At 38.6% G+C, this 17623-nt stretch carries 8 protein-coding genes; 1 reads left to right on the top strand and 7 read right to left on the bottom strand.

The genetic code is table 11. From position 1 onward, the window contains the following. Positions 1 to 195: 195 nt before the first annotated feature. The 6 genes from RYK12_RS02345 to RYK12_RS02320 form a co-directional block, all read right to left on the bottom strand. The gene (locus tag RYK12_RS02345) at positions 196 to 8391 is read right to left on the bottom strand and encodes a YSIRK-type signal peptide-containing protein (RefSeq protein ID WP_314846700.1); all 8196 of its coding nucleotides are present in this window, start codon (positions 8389 to 8391) and stop codon (positions 196 to 198) included. 660 nt (positions 8392 to 9051) lie between these two features. Continuing rightward, positions 9052 to 10395: an asparagine--tRNA ligase gene (gene asnS / locus RYK12_RS02340; RefSeq protein ID WP_000167160.1), complete on the bottom strand. Its 1344-nt coding sequence runs from the start codon at positions 10393 to 10395 to the stop codon at positions 9052 to 9054. A gap of 18 nt (positions 10396 to 10413) precedes the next feature. Beyond that, positions 10414 to 10779, bottom strand: coding sequence for a VOC family protein (locus tag RYK12_RS02335; protein ID WP_314846698.1), 366 nt, complete (start codon positions 10777 to 10779; stop codon positions 10414 to 10416). Then, the gene (locus tag RYK12_RS02330; protein ID WP_045612065.1) at positions 10772 to 11959 is read right to left on the bottom strand and encodes a pyridoxal phosphate-dependent aminotransferase; all 1188 of its coding nucleotides are present in this window, start codon (positions 11957 to 11959) and stop codon (positions 10772 to 10774) included. The genes RYK12_RS02335 and RYK12_RS02330 overlap by 8 nt, the downstream gene beginning before the upstream one ends. After that, positions 11956 to 12444 (bottom strand): DUF5590 domain-containing protein, encoded by a 489-nt coding sequence (locus tag RYK12_RS02325; RefSeq protein WP_314846696.1) that lies wholly within the window; start codon positions 12442 to 12444, stop codon positions 11956 to 11958. Before RYK12_RS02325 ends, RYK12_RS02330 begins: the two co-directional genes overlap by 4 nt. Before the next feature lie 187 nt (positions 12445 to 12631). Next, complete coding sequence (locus RYK12_RS02320; RefSeq protein ID WP_314846695.1) at positions 12632 to 13828, bottom strand: MFS transporter; 1197 nt, start codon at positions 13826 to 13828, stop codon at positions 12632 to 12634. 419 nt (positions 13829 to 14247) lie between these two features. Between RYK12_RS02320 and RYK12_RS02315 the strand changes: the two genes are divergently transcribed. Next, positions 14248 to 14796, top strand: coding sequence for an NADPH-dependent FMN reductase (locus RYK12_RS02315; protein WP_314846694.1), 549 nt, complete (start codon positions 14248 to 14250; stop codon positions 14794 to 14796). 236 nt (positions 14797 to 15032) lie between these two features. On the opposite strand, the gene RYK12_RS02310 is transcribed toward RYK12_RS02315, so the two are convergent. Further along, the coding region (locus tag RYK12_RS02310; protein WP_314846693.1) for an LPXTG cell wall anchor domain-containing protein at positions 15033 to 17623 on the bottom strand (2591 nt) is incomplete at its 5' end.

The raw sequence follows: 17623 nt of genomic DNA, 5'->3' as shown, positions 1-17623 counted from the left end.
CATTATTATACTAAACAAATTTACAGATTTCGGTTTTTATCAAAAAAGTTTTAAATCTAAAATTTATATTTCATTTAATACTAGAAAAATGAGAAATGAAATCCGTCTCTCTAACTTAATTAAATAAAAAACCACTATAGTTGACAAAGAGCAAAAAAGAAGATGACGAATCATCTTCTCAAAAACTATGAGTTTTTAGTCTTCTTTTTTCTTGCGAGCAAGAAGTCCAAATCCACTTAGGGCTCCAAGAAGTCCAAGTACTGCTAGGCTAGCATTAGCTTCTGTACCTGTGTTAGGCAACTCTTGTTTAGCCTCAGCTTCTTTTTCTGATATTTGTTGCACTGGTTGCTCTTGTATTGTTTCTTGAATCTTATGATAAACATGACGGACATTACCGTTCGCATCTTTTTCTGTTCTGACTAATTCATATCCTGGGATATCCTTAGCTGGAACTTCGCCATTTTCATTTGGAAGAATTGGGTTACCATTTTCATCCACAAAAGTTGTGATGATAGATGTTTCTGGTGTTGTCACTTTACGGTAAATATTACGGACATTTCCATTCTCATCTTTTTCAGTACGAACGATTTCATATCCTTTTAATTCTTTACCTGGATGTAAACCATTTTCATCCGGAATGATTAATTCTCCGTTTTCATCTACATAAGTTGTGATGACTTTGTATTTAAATGGAGTTGGAGTAGGTGTTGGCGTTACAACCTTTTCATATACGTGTTCGATATCTCCGTTTGGAAGTTTCTTAGTCTCTAGGAATTTATAACCTGGTACATCTTTCTTCCCAACAATACCTTTTTCAGAAGGTGTATTTGGAAGTTCCTTACCATCTTTATCTTTAAAGAATGTAGTTACTTTTTCGTAGATATGTTCTGTATCTCCATTTGGAAGTTTCTTCGTTTCTACGAATCTGTATTCTGGAACATTATCTTTCTTCGGTGTTGTTCCTTTTTCTACAGGATAATTTGGAATTTCATTTCCTTCTTTATCTTTGAAGAATGTTACAACTTGTTTATAGATATGTCTTGTGTTTCCATGCTCGTCTGTTACTGTTTCTACATAACGATACTCAGGAATATCTTTCTTCGGTGTTGTTCCATCTTCACTTGGATATCCTTTAATTGGATTTCCATTTTCGTCTACAAACTCAGTATCCGGACGTACTGTTGGTGTGTATTGAGCAGAGATAGTTTTACCTAATTTATCTTTTCTAACGACCGTAATTCCATCTGCAGTACCTGTAAATTCTGGTTCTGGTGTGAATGTTACTTTACCTGTCGCATCGATTGTATATGTTCCTTCTCCTTCTACTACTCTTATAGTTGTTCCATCATCAAATGTTGGTGGTACATCTAAGTCAACATCTCCTGTGAATTCTGGAGTGTTAGATTGTGGAGTATTCTTAGCACCTTCTGATGTTTTGTCTACAGTCTTCGTTACTGGAGTTACTGTTGGTGTGTACGTCGCTGTTACAGGTGTTCCGTTTTTATCTTGACGTTGAACTGTTACACCTGTTGCTGTTCCTAAGAATTCTGATTCTGGCGTGAATGTCACTTTACCAGTCGCATCGATTGTATATATTCCTTCTCCATCAACTGTTACTGAATCAACTGGATCTCCTGTCTTAGGATCAACTAATTTTGCAGGTACATTCGTATCGATTTCAACAGTTTCTTCTTTTCCATTGATGTTCACTGATCCACCTTTGAATTCTGGTGTTCCTGTTTGTGGTTTACCTTTAGGTCCAGTAGATGTCTTATCTTCTCCTGTTGGCGTTACTGGCACTACTTTTGGAGTATACTTAGCTGTTACTGGCGTTCCATTCTTATCTACACGTTGAACTTCTACACCTTCTCCTTTTCCAGTAAATTGTGGTTCTGGTTGGAATTTAACTTTACCATCTTCGATTGTGTATGTTCCTTCTCCAGGAATTACTACTGGTTCATCAGTTGGTTCTCCTATTTCTGGATCAATTAGTTTAGGTGCTTTTGTTTCATCAATCTCAACAGTTTTTGGTACACCATTAACCGTTACTGTTCCACCTTTGAATTCTGGTAATCCTGTTTGTGGTTTACCTTGAATATCTTTAGATTTAGCTGGTGTTGCTGTTGGAGTTACACCTTTAACTTTAGGTGTGTAGCTTGCTTCTACAGGTGTTCCGTTCGCATCTTTCACTTGAACAGTTACCCCTGTTGCTTGACCTGTAAATTGTGGTTCTGGTTGGAATTTTACCTCCCCAGATTTAGGATCGATCGTGTATGTTCCTTCACCAGGAATCACTACTTTGTTTTTATCAGTTGGCTTCCCTGTTTCTGGATCGATTAATTTCGCTGGTTGCTCATCAGTAATTGTAATTGCAACATCAGGATTTCCTGGTGTGAATTTTGGTGTTCCATTTTGTTCAGCACCTTGTACATCTTCTGATGTAACGTCTTCTCCTGTTGGTTTTACTGGAGTTACTGTTGGTGTGTACGTAGCTTTAGCAGGTGTACCATTTTCATCTAAGCGTTGAACATCAATACCTGTTGCTTTTCCAGTGAATTGTGGTTCTGGTTGGAATTTAATACTTCCATTTGGTTCGATTGTATATGTTCCCTCTCCTTCAACAGTCACTGAGTCTACCGGGTTTCCTGTTTCTGGATCGATTAATTTCGTTGAAGTTTCAACAATCGGTACTCTTGAATCTCCTGCTGTAAATGTTGGAGTTCCAAATTGAGCTTTCCCTTGTACATCCGTTGTTTTAACTGGTGTTGCCGTTGGTTTAATTGGCGTGATATTTGGAGTATACGTAGTTTTTACTGTTGTTCCGTTTGTATCTGCCGCTTGAATCGTTACTGGTTGAACCGTTCCTACATAAGTTTTATCCGTTGGTGTAAATACCGCCGTTGCTTTTCCACTTACCACTTTTAGTGTGTAAGTACCGACAACATCTCCTGCTGGATTTTTAGCTGGTACTGAGTCTGCTGGTTGTCCATCTTCACCTAATAGTTTGAATGAAGCAGGATCAATTGCTACTGATTTTTCTGTTCCATTTACATCCGCCTTACCTGCTGTAAATGTTACTTCTTTCGATTGTTCTACCCCTTGTACATCTGTTGAATCAGCTGGTTTAGCCGTTGGTTTAACCCCTACGATTACTGGAGTATATTCCGCAGGTACTGTTGTTCCATTCGTATCTTGACGTTGAACCGTTACTGGTTGAACTGGTCCTACATAAGATTTATTTTCTGGTGTGAATGTTACTACCCCTGTAGCCGGATTTAAAGCATATTTACCGATTACATTTCCTTCTGGATCTTTTGCTGGTATTTCATTTGTTGTTGACGGTTGTCCAGTTATTGGATCGATTAATTTCGGTGGTACATTTTCATCAATTGGCGTATCTTCACGTCCAGGTTTGAAGTATGGTTTACCGTTTTGAGTTTCACCTTGAACTCCTGTTGTAACATTGTCAAATCCTTCTGGTACTACCGGTATAACAATTGGTGTATATTTCGCTGTAGCTGGAGTTCCATTTGTATCTACACGTTTTACAGTTACACCTTTAGCTGTTCCTGTAAATTGATTTTCAGGTACAAATGTTACTGTTCCGTCTTCTGCTACTGTGTATACCCCTTCTCCTGGAACTTCTTTTCTAGTTGTTCCATCTTCAAATGTTGCAGGTACTTTATTATCGATTGGGAATTCAGGATCTCCCTCAGTAAATGTTACCGTTCCTGTTTGTGGTTTACCTTGGTATCCAGTTGTTGTTTTATCTTGACCTTCTGGTTCTACTGGAGTAACCGTTGGAGTATAAGTTGTTTCAACTTTTGTTCCATTTTTATCTGCCGCTACTACTTTCGCTGGTTCTGGTGTTCCAGTGAAGTCTTTATTCGGTTGGAATGTAATCACTCCTGTAGTTGGGTCGATTGTGTAAGTACCAACTGTTTTTCCATCTTTTGTAGCTGGAAGAGTCGTTACTTCTGCACCTGTTGGATCTACTAATTTAATCGTAGATTTTTCGATAGGAGCTGTAGTATCTCCTTCTTTAAACATTGTAGTCGTATCTTGTGTTTGAGGTTGTCCTTGTTTTCCACTTGTTTTCTTAGGTTCTGCAGTTGGTTCTACAGCTTCAACTTCTGGTGTGTAATCTCCACTAGATGTAACTTCAACTTTGTTTCCTTCTGAATCAGTTGCTGTTACAGATACTTTTACTTCTACGCCTTTCGCTTGTCCTTTGAAGCTTGGTTCTGGTGTGAATGTTACTGTACCTTTTGCTGGGTCAATAGCGTATGTTCCTTCTCCTTCAACTACAACCTTACCTTCTTCATTAGCACCTTCTAATGAGTACTTAGCTGTTGTCCAGTCTACGTTTGTATTATCTGGAGTATTAGTTCCTGTATTTAATGCTGAGAATCGTTCGCTTCCTGGAATTGAAGTTTGAACTTGACCTTGTTTTCCAGTTGTTTCATCATCTTTTGGTTTAACACCATATACTGTTGGTGTATAAGTCGTTGTAGATTCTACTACCACTGGATTTCCATCATCTCCTGTTAACGTTACATTAGCTGAAACTGTTAATGGTTTAGCTGTACCGATAAATCCTGGAGCTGGTGTGAAGTTCACTTTACCTGTGTTTTCATCAATTTCATAAGTACCTTCATCAGTAGTTACAGAACTTACTTTTTTACCAGATAATGGGTCAACTAGTTTGTAGTCAGATACTTCTGCATTATTTGGTAAACCAGTCTTGAATCCTGTTTCCATTGAATCAGTTTGTTTTTGTCCTTCTGCTCCAGCAGATTTTTCAGGTTTAGAAACTACAATGTAGTAAGTTGTTTCTGCAACTGCATCTTCTGTAACTTCTCCTGAATCTGTTTTTCCTACTGTTGGAGTTGTTACAACACCATTTGAGTCAACAGATCTTACTGTTACTTTATAACTTCCATATTCACCTAATGTATATGCTGCGATTTCTGGGTTTGCTAAGTTTTTCTCAGCTGCTGTTTTCAATGCTTCACGAGCTGTTTCTACAGCTTTTTCAGCTGCAAGAGCTTCATCACGAGCTGATTTCACTTTTGCTTCTACATCAGGTAATGCTGCTGCCGCTTTATCTAATTCTGCTTTTAGTGATGCTTGTTGTTCTTTTGCCGCATTTAATTTCTTCTCAGCTAAATCTCTCGCTGTTGGTGAAATTGTACGAAGATTTAAATCGTCTAAAGCTTTTTGAGCATCTTCTACAATTCTATCTTGACGGTCTACTAATTCTTGAATTTTCGCTAATTCATTATTTGCTCCTTGAGCGTTCGCAATCGCTTCTGCTGCTGCTTTTGTTTTTTCTGCTGCAGTACGTTGTGCTTGAATATATGCTTTTTCTTCTGCTTCTGCTAAATTAAATTCTTTTTTAGCTCCACTTGGTGAAGTTACTGTTAATTTAGTTTTAATTGTCTCAGATTGAGCATCATCTGACTCATCGTCAATTTTATCTTCAAATGCTACATTTGCTTTTGGTGATTTCAATAAGTCTACAGAATTCCCTTGAGTATCTGAATAACTTGTTGAAGTTCCAGTTGGTTTATCATTTTGAATAGAAGCTACGTCTGTTCCTGTTGCTTCACGGAAAGCTACATATCCTTTAAATCCTGAATCTGTAGAAATCTTCCATCCAGCATTTGATTTTTCAGCAGTAACTGTAGACCCATCAGAAGCAGTCCATGTATTTGTTGCTGAATCATAAGTTACAGTAACCGTAACTCCTTTTGTATCAGCTGTTTGCGCTTTTGGTAATGCAGTAACTGTACGAGTTACATCTCCTACGGCTGTTACTTCACCATTCTTACGAATTTCTGCAACTTTTTCTGTTAAAGTAGCTGCTGAAGATGTTGCATTCCATGTACGAGTGAATTCGTATACAATATAGTCAACACTACCATCTGCTTTTGCATCTGTATAAACACGACGTTCTGTTAATGTTGTAGTTCCATCTCCATTGTCTTTTAAGACATATGCGTCTTCATTTGGAAGCGTATATTTACCAGTTGCACTATTAAATGTAGCTGTATATTCTTTATTATTTGCATCTTTCACTTTCACAACTTCACGTTGTAAGTCTGCACGAACTTTATCAGTTGTTGCTTTCGCTACAATACTATCTACTCCAACATATTGTGTAGAGTCTGAAGTAACAGGAATATTAATTTTAGACGCTGCTGTTGCCGAAGCATCTCCAAGTTGATCTCCTTCTTTTACAGCTGTATTAGTAGTTCCTGCAGCTACAGTCCATTTACCGTCTTTTACAACTAATTTTGTAACTGTTCCATCTGGCATTGTGATTTCTGCTTTATTAGCACCGTTAGAAACAGATACTGGAACTTTTGTTGCATACGCTTCAACATTAGATACAGTAATTTTTGGAGCTACTGCAATCGTAATATTTTCATGAGCTTCTTGACCATACATATTCCAATCCTGATTTTTCGCATTGGTTGTATTATTATAGTCTTTGGCGTAAACATTTGCTGTATAAATTCCAGCTTCTGACGCTGTTCCTGTAATATCTCCAGTTTTTGGATCATAATTTAATCCTGGTACAACATCATTTATCGAAGTTTTACTTCCCGTAAAATTACCATTTAAGGCTGTGTGGGCTGTAACAGTTTGTGGTCCGTTCTGGGTATTTACTTTAGATCCATCAACTGCAGTAAAGGTTGCTCCATTCGTGCCTCCAGGAGCCGTTTTTGAACCGGCAACAACTTTTTCTCCATTACTTCTGTATACATAACCAGTTCTTTCATCACGACTCATTCCATCGTTATCAACATATTTAATATTATGGTTCACTTCATCTCCGATTGTGACCATTGTAGATGTACCTTTAATTAATGGAGCTGTTGAGTCTTGCCATCCAATCCATCCAGCTGTTAAGTCACGGAAAGTAACTTCTTGAGTAGCTCCATCTTTCTCTACAGTTACAATATAGCGCATGTCATATACACCGTTTTGAAGAGTAGATGCTACGTATCCTTCTACAGTATCTGTTTTTTCATTATATCCTGTACCAGGAACTAAGTTACTTAGTTGGATATCTTTAATTTTATATCCCGCAGCTTCTGCTTCTGGTGATAAAGTAAAACGTTTTTTAGCATCAGTAATATACACGTAGTGATTGCCTTGTTCATATGTGTATCCATAAATTTCTGTCGCTAAATATTCATAAGATCCACCCGCACCCCATATTGTATTCCCATTAGTTTTTCCTGTAGCACGAAGTTTCCCTTTCCATAGAGCAGCTTCACGACCAAGTTTCTGAGCTTCTGTTTTTGATAAAGGAATATCAGTACGACCACTTATCCCTGCTTGTCCACTATTAGCCGCAGGCACATCTGTATTGTCTGATTGATATCCATGAACATAAATTTTATATTTGTCGTTACCGTCTAGTACTTTGTAAGATTTACCAGTCGAACCATCAAACTCGCCATTTTCTTTTCTTAAAGCTGTAGAGTTAGCTGTATAGCCTTCATTAGCTGAAAGAGCAACTCCGTATCTACCATCACGGCCGATTCCTGCGTTTTTCAATTCATTATAAACTGCAAGAATTGATTCGTTAAGGCGTTCCAATTGAGCATCTACTTGCTCTTTTGTAACACTCTTATCAGCAAGAAGAGCCTTAGTTTCAGTAAGAACTGCTTGGTTTTTAGCGACTGCTGCAGTAACTGCTGCCTTGTTTTCTTCTTTGACATCTGCCTTAGCAAGTTCAGTTTCAGCCAATTTGTTAGTTACTTCAGCTTCTGACGATACTTGCGTCAGAGTTGTTGTAGCTACTGAAAGAGCTTTTTCAACTGGAGTTGCAGTTTTTTCTGCTTCAGCTTTTGCTGCTTCTTTTTCAGCTGCTTCTTTCTTATCGAAACCAGCAGTATTTGACTCAGTAACTACAGTACTTAATGCTGATACAGTTGCTGCTTGTGCATCTACATCGGCTTGGCTAGCCTCTGCCTTAGCAAGAGCTGCTTTAGCTGTTGCCAATACTTCCTTAGCTGAATTTACTATTGTAGCATCCGCATATTTTGCAGTTGCAAGTTTAGATTCTAAAGTCGCGATACTTGCTTCCAGTATTGCCTTGTTGACTTTTTTAGCCTCTTCTGCTTTCACTTCAGGTTTTGCTTCTGCAGTTTTTTCAGTTTCTGGTTTTACTTCTGCAGTATTCTGATTATCTTTTTTAGCTGAAGTTGCTGCTACTGTAGTTTCCGTACCTTGTACCTCTGTCGCTGATACCGCGCCGTTACCAAGAAACATCAATCCAGCTGCAATAGCTACTGATGCTGCACCGAAACTATACTTACGAATACCGTAACGAATGTACTTTTCCGTTCGAAAATCTTGTTGTTTCCCCTTCATTTAGAGTCACAACCTCCTTTTATAAAATTATTTTTTTATATACCTAACTCCCAACCAATCTTTCTATCTCATACTAATAGCCATTCAGTTAAAATTGTAGACCTTTCTAGTGTCGCATAAAAAGTGCAAACGTTAGATAGATATATCCTGTGGATTGCCTAAAGAGGAAACGGACAGTCACCTCTATTTTCGAGACGTCGCACTTATTCTATACATATATCTGCACATACAAATAAAGACTAAATTACTATAAGTTAGTAGAGAGTTGATTAGACACTATTTTGAGACTAAGTACTGAATTGTTAGTATATCAGTTTAAAAATAAAATCTCAAATACTTTGTTTGAAACATCGTAACATTATAGAATTGTAACTGAAACTGGTTAAAAAAATCAATTGAAAGGAGGCTGGGACAAAAAGATTTTGATTTTAGGAATTCTTTATTATAAATCTTAAAATCGATTGATTAGACAAAAAAGCGAACAAGACAGAATTCTGAGTGTCAGATAACTCGTTTTGTTCGCTTTTTATATCTAAGGTTAGACTTTTGTCCCAGACTCTTCTCAAAAAAACACATAATATCAAAGTTTTCAAATACCTGATACTATGCATTTTTATAATTTCAAGGAGTTTTGTCTATCCTCTTTTTTTTATTTTATTTTTACGGTTTGATACGGTGCAACATACGTGGGAATGGAATAGCTTCACGGATGTGTTTTGTTCCTGCTGCGAAAGTTACCATACGCTCGATACCGATACCAAATCCTCCGTGAGGAACTGTACCGTATTTACGAAGGTCAAGGTAGAATTCATACTCAGTACGATCCATGCCAAGTTCGTCCATTTTTGCGACAAGGGCATCGTAGTCTTCCTCACGCATAGATCCACCGATAATTTCTCCATAGCCTTCTGGAGCAAGCAAGTCTGCACAAAGCACGCGCTCTGGATTCCCAGGAACTGGTTTCATGTAGAAGGCCTTGATGGCTGCTGGATAGTTCATGACAAAAGTTGGCACACCAAAGTGGTTTGAGATCCACGTTTCGTGTGGTGAACCAAAGTCATCACCATGCTCAAGATGTTCGTAGTCAGCATCTTCATCATTTTCATGCTCTTGCAAGAGGTCAATAGCTTGATCGTAAGTGATACGTTTGAATGGCTCTGCAATGTATCGTTTCAAGAGTTCTGTATCACGTTCCAAGGTTTCCAAGGCTTGAGGAGCACGGTCAAGAACACCTTGAAGAAGAGCTTTTACATAAGCTTCTTGCAAGTCAAGCGACTCATCATGTGTCAAGTATGAGTACTCTGCGTCCATCATCCAAAACTCAGTCAAGTGACGGCGTGTTTTTGATTTTTCAGCACGGAATACGGGACCAAAGTCAAATACACGACCAAGAGCCATAGCACCTGCTTCTAGGTAAAGCTGACCTGATTGGCTCAAGTAGGCTGGCGTTCCGAAGTAGTCTGTTTCAAAGAGTTCTGTTGAATCTTCCGCAGCGTTTCCTGAAAGGATTGGGCTATCAAACTTCATGAAACCGTTCTTGTCAAAGAACTCATAAGTCGCATAGATGATAGCGTTACGGATTTGCATCACCGCTACTTGCTTACGAGAGCGGAGCCACAAGTGACGGTTGTCCATCAAGAAGTCTGTTCCGTGTTCTTTTGGTGTGATTGGGTAGTCTTGAGATTCACCAATCACTTCGATGTCTGTGATATCCAACTCATAACCAAACTTAGAACGTTCGTCTTCTTTGACAATACCTGTCACATAAACAGATGTTTCTTGGCTCAAGCGTTTGATAACATCAAACTTCTCAAGTCCCACTTCTTCACCAAATTTTTCTACAAAGTTTGGTTTAAAGGCTACACCTTGAAAGAAAGCTGTTCCATCACGCAATTGCAAGAAGGCGATTTTTCCTTTTCCTGATTTGTTGGCAACCCAAGCGCCAATCGTCACTTCCTGTCCAACATAGTCTTTTACATCAATAATCGTTACACGTTTTGTCATTATTTTTCCTTTTCTTTTTTATTCTTTATGGCAAACCACCTCTATATTGTTCCCATCTGGATCAATCATAAAAGCAGCATAATAAATCGGATGCTCACTGCGATAACCAGGAACACCATTATCTAGCCCACCTGCCTCTAAGCCAGCCTCATAACAAGCTTGAACCTCTTCCTTATTTTCTGCTAAGAAAGCAAAGTGAATAGGATTTTGCGTCCCCTGAGCTAACCAAAAGTCACCACCAGGATGAGGGCTATTTGGGGCAAGAAAACTGATTAGAGAAGTAGTTTTAAAAGCCAATTTATAGCCCAAAGGGGCGAGAAAACTCCTATAAAATCCTTCTGAAATTTGTAAATCCTTTACCTTAATTTCAAAATGATCAATCATTCTCACTACCCATAAATGCTTTCAAGCGTTTAACTGCTTCTTTAAGCGTGTCTAGGTCTGTCGCATAGCTGAGGCGGACATTTTCTGGCGCTCCAAAGCCAGCTCCTGTTATGAGTGCCAAACCAACTTCCTCAAGAATAGCTGTTGTAAAGTCAGTCACATCTGTATAACCTTTCATCTCCATGGCTTTTTTTACATTTGGGAAGAGATAGAAAGCTCCTTGTGGTTTAACGACTTCAAAACCTGGGACCTCACATAATAGCGGATAAATGGTATTGAGACGCTCCTCAAAAGCCTGACGCATGATATCAACAGACTCCTGTGGTCCTGTTAAGGCTTCAATAGCCGCATATTGAGAAACAGATGTCAAATTTGAAGTTGTTTGTCCCGTCAATTTACTCATAGCTGCAATGATTTCAGGATTACCTACCGCATAACCAACTCGCCAACCCGTCATGGCATAGGCTTTAGATACACCGTTGATAACAATAGTTTGCTTACGAATTGCTTCTGATAGACTTGAGATTGGAACAAATTCATTTCCATTATAAACAAGGCGACCGTATATATCATCTGCTAAAATCAGAATGTCATGCTCAACTGCCCAATTTCCGATAGCTAGTAATTCTTCACGAGTATAGATCATACCAGTCGGATTAGATGGTGAATTGAGAACCAAAACCTTTGTCTTATCTGTCCTAACTAGTTCTAGTTGATCCACCGTGACTTTAAAATCATTGTCTTCTTTAGCTTGAACAAAGACTGGAATCCCTTCTGCCATCTTGACCTGATCTCCATAACTAACCCAGTATGGAGTTGGAATAATAACCTCATCTAAAGGATTGATTACAGCCATAAAGAAAGTATAGAGGGAGAACTTGGCACCTGTAGCAAAGGTAACCTCGTTACTTGCGACAGAATAGCCATAGTAGCGCTCGAAGTAGGTATTCACCGCAGCTTTTAATTCTGGTAGACCTGAAGCTACTGTATAGAAGGAAGCCTGTCCTTCTCGAATAGCTTTAACTGCTGCATCCTGAATATTTTCAGGAGTGTGAAAATCTGGTTGTCCCAAGGTCAAGAAAAGGACATCCTTACCTTGAGCTTTTAATTTTTTTGCTCTCGCATCACTAGCTAAAGTAACACTTTCTTCCATTTCTAAAACACGCTTGGATAGTTTCATAAGCCCTCCTTATTGACCAATGCTCCTGTTTCAAAATCTACTAGATAAAAATCAGATCCTGACTTAACTTCCCAGATTGGCTTGTCTTGATAACGGCCAAAGGTAATCTTGTCAATCTCGCCAGCTCCTTTTTCCTTCGAAACAGCTTCTGCTTTTTCTTGTGAAATACCCTGATTTAGCTGATAAACGTAAATCTTATGGTCATCTTTTCCAATCAGGACAGCAAGTGATTCTTGCTGTTTATTACGACCAAGAACGCTGTAATAAGATTCCAAGCCATTATATAAATCAACCTGATCAGCCTGCTCTAATCCTGCATACTGCTGAGCTAATTTTTCTCCTTCACTTTTAGCTGTTTGATAGGGTTTCATGCCGAGAGAAACCAGATACAGAAAGGAAGCACTGATAACCACAAACAAAATCGTCATCCCTAGACCATACTGCCACAGTAGATTATTTTTTGCTTTATTTTGTCTTTTTTTCACTCGTCTATTTTACCATCTATTGGGCTTTATTACAAGTGAATATAGGAACAATCGCACTTTATTTCTTCCTTCAAACAAAACAGGTTTTTCCTATTTAAAACCGAGCAAGAAAAGTAAAAACACAAGCGAAATCAACGTATTAAAAAACTTGAGCTTTGGCACTCAAGTTTTTAGAAGTTCTTTTAATCTATGGTATTATTTTATTATCTATTCTTTTAGCCATTTTTCCTAAAAATACAGGCAGTAGAAGGCTAATCATGACTAAAAAGAATCCTAGATAAAGAAATGCTACTACAAAGCCTAAATGGTCAATCAACCAGCCTGTCAGCGGGAAGAACACAATCATACTTAGGCTAAACATCATAGAGTAGACACTTAGCATGGTTGCCCTTACTTCACTTGGGAGTCGCTCTTGCAAATCATTGTCAAAAATCGGCTGAAAAAGAGCATATAGAGCATTACTAATCAAATAAACCAAAATATAGATTAGAGGTGTTCCAAAGTAGGACAGCAGGTAGGTAACTCCAGTCAGCAGGACGAGAAGAGGGAAAATCTTCAAGGCGGCATATTTCTTTCCAATCTTACTCGCTAGATAGACTGCAACGATATTCAGGAGACTACCAAGTAGCATAACTGCTGAAATTTGCCAGCTACTTAAATCTGGTAACTGATTTTGATAGTAAAAATAAAACATGCACATAAGTGTTCCGACAATCTGAGACAAAATCATCCAGTTAAACAGCATAGGATTTCGCTCCAACTCTTCCTTAACAGTCCAAATAATCTGTTTCATGGTCACACTATCAGCTTTTTCTAGCTTGACACTAGGTTCTTTCAGCATCCAAATCAGGAAAAGAACTATGATAGAAGTGGCAATCATGATATAGTAGGTCAGGTGCAATTGACCATGGACAAAAAATCCCGCCAACACTGTCCCCAAAGACCGAGTTCCTTCTGCTACTCCTGACATAAAACTTGAAATAGATAAGTAACGCTTCTTCAGTCCAGCTTCCACGGCTGAATCATAAACCATTGCTGCGCTTGTGCCTGAATCAAAATTATAAGACAAGGCATTTATCGCCATAGCTAGTGCATAAATCCAAAAATTTCCTTGCCCAGCCAACATGAGAATAGAAGACACAATTCCTGCTATACGACTTAAATAAAGGTTGGTCTTATAGGAATAGCGGTCAGCTAACATACCAGATGGAATTTCACAGAGAAGACTGGTCGTATGAAAAATACTCTCCAAAAGTCCAATCTGCCAAAGAGACATTCCGTTTTGACTGAGAAAGAGAATCCAAAAACTGGTAATCCCTAGAAATGCAAAAAACTCAACTCCGGCCATCAGGCCAATATTTTTCCGATAATTTCTTATTAACATCTTTTCTCCTTAACAAGTGTATTATTATTTCTTTTGTCCGTCACTTGTTAATCTATGCCTTACATGATCTCCACCCCTTTTTAGAAGCATTCTTCAATGCCATTATTGTTCCTTTAATTATTTATGAAATGATACCGGAAAAACTGTTCTGTAGTTTCTATTGCGAGTTTTCTTGTTTATTTTAGCACTTATATCATCATATTACAAGAGAATATAGGAATACTCTTCGAAAATCAAATTCAAACCAGGATTCAAAACGAACAGTTCTTACTTTTCCAGTCGCAAATGACTAAAGTTTCTGTAATTTTTAATTTTCAAATAAACTCTGAGCAAATTTCTTGCAAGGTGTTTTCTTTTGTTGTAATATATTTTATAACAACGAGGCAATTCTCGAAATTTTAAGAAAAAGGAGACACATCATGTCTAAAAAAGTATTATTTATCGTCGGATCCCTACGTCAAGGTTCTTTCAACCACCAAATGGCTCTCGAAGCTGAGAAAGTACTTGCTGGTAAAGCGGAAGTTAGCTACCTTGATTATTCAGCCCTTCCTCTCTTCAGCCAAGATTTGGAAGTTCCAACACATCCAGCTGTAGCTGCTGCTCGTGAAGCAGTTCTCGCTGCGGATGCTATCTGGATCTTCTCTCCAGTCTACAACTTCTCTATCCCTGGTACAGTGAAAAACTTGCTTGACTGGCTATCTCGTGCCCTTGACTTGTCTGATACACGTGGCGCTTCTGCTCTTCAAGACAAGTTTGTCACAGTATCATCTGTAGCCAATGCAGGTCACGATCAACTCTTCGCTATCTACAAAGACCTCTTGCCATTTATCCGTACACAAGTAGTTGGTGATTTCACTGCTGCACGTGTTAATGACTCTGCTTGGGCAGACGGAAAATTGGTTCTCGAAGAAACAGTCCTAAACTCAATTGAAAAACAAGCTCAAGATTTGGTAGCAGCAATTCAGTAAAAAATAAAGAATTTTTAAAAGTCTAAATCAATGATCGCCACCTAATAGGGTGGCATTTTTAGACTCAATCAAGATTTTCAGACAAACATCACTCATCCAAAAAAACCTTGAGCGTTACCACTCAAGGTTTTTAGCAGTCTTTTCCATCATAGGAAAATCATTCTAAGAATATTCTTTCATTCGAGATCTATCACTTATCATCTTCTTTCGAGAAATTAGTGACTGCTTTTTGCTGATTAATCTTCTTTTCTTCGACCTACATATAGGCTCAATAGAATACCGCTACCTAGAAGAACAGAGATATAATCAGATTGGCTTCCAGTTTCTGGTAATTTGTCCCCATGGTTTTCTTTAACTGTAGTTGGTACTACTGGGTTAGCATTTACTGGAGTTGCTGGTTGAGCCGGTGTTGGTACTACTGGTTGTTCTGGAACCGCTGGTACTGGTTTAACCGGTACTTCTGGTGTTGGAACAACTGGAGTTGGTTGTACTGGCACTTCTGGTGTCGGTACATTTGGTGTTGGTTGCGCTGGCACAGGTTTAACCGGTACATTTGGTGTTGGTTGTACTGGTACAGGTTTAACCGGTACATTTGGTGTTGGTTGTACTGGTACTGTTGGAATATCTAATTCTGGTACTTCAGTAACTTCAGGCATACCTGGTACTCCACCATTGAATTCTGGTAATTCGTGAACTTCTGGTATTCCTGGCACACCACCGTTAAATTCTGGCAATTCATGAACTGGTGGTTCTGGCATTGCAAATTTAGGTCCTTCTGGCATATTAGGTGTTGGAGGAACTGGTTTGTCATTTGATGGTGTTACTGGTTTGTCTTGGCATCCACATTTTCCATCTTTGCCGTCTCGACCATCACGTCCATCTCTACCATCTTTGCCATCTTTAATAACTGTTTTTGTCACAGTTCCATCAGAATTGATGATTGTGATTGTATGACTACCATCACCATTATCTTCAACAGAAACTTTTGGTGATTTACCATCTTTACCGTCTTTAATCACCATTTCTGTCTTACTTCCATCCGGATTAGTGATTGTTACAACGTGAGTTCCATCGTTATTATTTTTAACAGTTACAGTTGGTGAAACGCCATCTTTGCCGTCTTTACCATCTTTGATAATAGATTTGTATTCACGACCATCAGAATCTACGATTGTTAATGTGTGAGTTCCGTCTCCGTTATCAACGATGTTCGCTTTTGGTGATTTACCATCAAAGATTGTAGTTGTAGTTTCTTTACCATCAGCACCTGTTACTTTAATAGTGTGTGAACCATTGTTGTTATCAATCACTTCAAGTTTTGGTTCTTTACCATCACGAACTGTAGTTGTTGTAGTTGTACCGTCTGAGTTCACAACTGTGATAGTGTGAGTTCCATCTCCGTTATCCACAACCTTAGCAGTTGGTGATTTACCGTCACGAACTGTGGTTTCAGAAACAGTACCATTACCGTTTTCTACACGAATTGTGTAAGTACCATCATGGTTGTCAGTAACAGTCGCTACTGGTGATTTACCATCTTTAATGATTGTTTCAGTAGTTGTTCCATCACCATTTAGAACTGAGATCTTATGAGTTCCATTTTGTTCATCAGTTATAGTCACTTTTGGTGATTTACCATCACGAACTGTGGTTTCAGTTGTCACACCTTCTGGATTTGTAATAACGATTGTATGACTTCCGTCTCCATTATCACGAACAGATGCGGTTGGAGTACGTCCATCAACACCGTCACGTCCATTCTTAACGACAAACTCATTCTTAGTTCCGTCTGGGTTAGTGATTGTTACTGTGTGGCTTCCATCTGGATTTTCAGTAGTTGTTGCTGTTGCAGCTTTACCGTCTTTACCATCTTTGATGATAGCATTTGTAACATTACCGTCTCCATCTGTAACTTTAACAGTGTGAGTTCCATCTCCGTTATCAGTTACTTCAACTTTAGGAGTCTTACCATCTTTACCGTTTTTAACAACAGTTTCTTTAGATGTTCCATCTGGATTTGTTACAGTAATTGTGTGACTTCCATCTGGGTTTTCTGTTGTAGTGATAGTTGCAGTTTTACCGTCTTTACCATCTTTAACTTTCGTTGTAGATTCTGAACCATCAGGGTTTCTAACAGTAATAGAGTGTGTTCCATCTCCATTGTCAGTTACATTTACAACTGGTGATTTACCGTCTGCTCCATTAGCTCCGTTTTCACCTTTTTCACCTTTTTCACCTTTTTCGCCGGCTACTCCTTGAGGTCCACGAATATTTCCGATTTTGTTCCAAGAACCATTTTCTTTCTTGTAAACATCACCTGTGTTAGCATCGATGTAAGTATCACCATCTTTACCATCTTTAGCAGTTGGTGCAGTAACTCCACTTAATAATTCGGCACCGTTACGGCCATCTGTACCAGAAGCTCCATCTGCACCATTACGTCCATTTGTACCATTCAAGATATCACTTGTACCAATTAATTCATCCACACCTGGATCGTATTTACCGTTACCATTGTTATCATAGTATGCTGTAATACGAGTACCATCTACTGGTTGTGATGCTGTTGAATCTGAAGATGCTGGTTGAGCTGGTGGAGTTACTTCATCTGGATTATCTCCTACACTTCTTGCTCTTCTTGCACTTCTTGATGTTCCAGAAGGTTGTGAATTAGAAGTTGATCCAGCACCTCTTCTAACTGCTTCCACCAATGCATTTAAGTCAATAGTTGGTGTACGGCCATCTTTACCATTCTTACCATCTTTTACAGTGAAGGTTACTGGATCTTTACCTGGTGTTGTGATAGTTACAACAGTGCTTTGGCCAT

Origin of the sequence: uncultured Streptococcus sp. (genome assembly GCF_963518475.1) — a bacterium.
GTDB lineage: Bacteria > Bacillota > Bacilli > Lactobacillales > Streptococcaceae > Streptococcus.
Note: the sequence above shows the minus strand (reverse complement) of the source record. Positions and strands in the feature narration are given on the sequence as shown.

Bases quoted from the DNA above. Each gene is read 5' to 3' on its own strand.
- RYK12_RS02345 (WP_314846700.1), bottom strand. From the start codon at position 8,391: ATGAAGGGGAAACAACAAGATTTTCGAACGGAAAAGTACATTCGTTAC.
- asnS (WP_000167160.1), bottom strand. From the start codon at position 10,395: ATGACAAAACGTGTAACGATTATTGATGTAAAAGACTATGTTGGACAG.
- RYK12_RS02335 (WP_314846698.1), bottom strand. From the start codon at position 10,779: ATGATTGATCATTTTGAAATTAAGGTAAAGGATTTACAAATTTCAGAA.
- RYK12_RS02330 (WP_045612065.1), bottom strand. From the start codon at position 11,959: ATGAAACTATCCAAGCGTGTTTTAGAAATGGAAGAAAGTGTTACTTTA.
- RYK12_RS02320 (WP_314846695.1), bottom strand. From the start codon at position 13,828: ATGTTAATAAGAAATTATCGGAAAAATATTGGCCTGATGGCCGGAGTT.
- RYK12_RS02315 (WP_314846694.1), top strand. From the start codon at position 14,248: ATGTCTAAAAAAGTATTATTTATCGTCGGATCCCTACGTCAAGGTTCT.